Annotated in this window: 1 protein-coding gene and 1 pseudogene; both read left to right on the forward strand. The window is 61.5% G+C overall.

What is annotated here, in order from left to right; translation table 11 throughout:
• Positions 1 to 285 (forward strand): DUF1150 domain-containing protein (locus tag VGH68_RS06040; RefSeq protein ID WP_331602627.1); only part of this gene is annotated, 285 nt, incomplete at its 5' end.
• Between the two features lie 158 nt (positions 286 to 443).
• Positions 444 to 1,556 (forward strand): annotated as a pseudogene (locus tag VGH68_RS06045) (IS4 family transposase); the annotation flags it as partial.
• Positions 1,557 to 1,782: the final 226 nt, after the last annotated feature.

The raw sequence follows: 1,782 nt of genomic DNA on the forward strand, positions 1-1,782 counted from the left end.
AACGACATGAACCGTGACGGTGCAACAGGCACCGAGACCAAAATAGAATTTTCGCCGGAAGCGCTGGCGCAGCTGGGCGATGGGCACATCGCCTATGTGAAAGCCGTGCGCGTCGAAGACTTCCGCAAGATGTTTCCACAAGCCGAGGTGCCGCAGCTTGAGCCCGGTCGGGTTCTGTTTGCACTGCACGCCGCCGACGGCACGCCGATCATGCTGACCGACACGCGGGAAGCCGCGGTCGCCAATGCCTGGAGCCACGAGCTCGAGACCGTCAGCGTGCACTGAGCGCGCGCTAGCTCAATTTCAACAACACGGAACGACGTCATGCCCGGCCTTGTCCCACAGGCGTCCGGCACGAAGTGTGCTTGATGTAGCGCACGGCGTTGATTCTACTCGCATTCAGTTGGTTACGAATCATCTGGACGCGAGAAAGGATCGACGCCGTGCGGCATCAGAATAGCGTTTTTCACGAGCTCTTGAAGCACGTTCCGTGGGAGCTTCTCGATCAACTTGTGGAACGATATGGCGCAGAACCTGATGAGCGAGGCCTGAAGACCAGGGCTCATCTGATCGCGATGCTGTACGCGCAACTATGCGGGGCTCGCGGCCTTCGCGAGATCGAAGCGGGGCTGCTCAGTCATGCGAGCAAGCTTTATCATCTTGGAGGCGACACGGTGTCGCGCTCGGCGCTGTCGACGGCGAATGCGTCGCGTCCTGTGGAAGTGTTTACCGAGGTTCTAGGTGCGCTGATGCGGCGGCTCCAGCGCGGCTATCGGCGCAAGCTTGGCGACTGTGTCCGACTGATTGATTCAACCAGCGTGCGGCTTAGCGGCTTGAGCGATGATTGGGCGACATTTTCGACCGATGTTTGCGGCGCCAAGGCGCACATCGTCTACGATCCGGATGCCGATCAGCCGCTTTATCTGATGGTAACGCCGGCCAACGTGAACGACATCACGGCCGCCAAGGAAATGCCGATCGAGGCCCATGCGACGTATGTGTTCGACCTCGGCTACTATGATTTTGCCTGGTGGGCGATGCTGGATCAGGCTCACTGCCGCATCGTCACGCGCCTGAAGGCGAACACGCCGTTCAAGGTCGCCGAGGAGCGGCCGGTTGCACTGGGATCGGAGGTGCTGAGCGATCGGACCGGGTATCTTCCGGCGCGCATGGCCGCTTCCCACCGCAATCCGATGGGGCAGCTCGTGCGCGAGGTCACGGTGATGAACGACACCGGCAAGGTGTTGCGCATCTTCACCAATGATCTTGGCTCCGACGCACGCCACATCGCCGATTTGTACAAGCGCCGCTGGGCGATCGAGCTGTTCTTCCGATGGATCAAACAGACCCTGAAGATCAGCCACTTCGTCGGCGTCTCCGAGAATGCAGTGCGCATTCAGATCACGGTCGCGCTCATCGCCTTTCTGCTCCTGCGCCTCGCTCACGAGGCCAATCCCATTGTCAAAAGCCCGCTCGCCTTTGCTCGGCTGATCCGCACGAACTTGATGCACCGGCGGGCAATCGCAACTCTCCTCAAAGCGACGCCGCCACCACCTGACGACCGCCAGGCGACATTCGATTTTGAGCCGTTCGCGACCCGCGCGGCGCATCGACGACGAGCGCTCCGAACTTGCGTCCTCACCTCGGAGGCCGCATGAATGCACGAACCGTGCCGGACGCCCGTGGGCCTGTCCCGGGCATCTACGTCTCACCTCGGGTGCTGGGACTGGTCGCGCTGGGCCTAAAACTCGCGCTGGCTGAGCGTGCGCATGTCGGCGGCCC

The organism is Paraburkholderia sp., from assembly GCF_036488505.1.
Classification (GTDB): Bacteria; Pseudomonadota; Gammaproteobacteria; order Burkholderiales; family Burkholderiaceae; genus Paraburkholderia.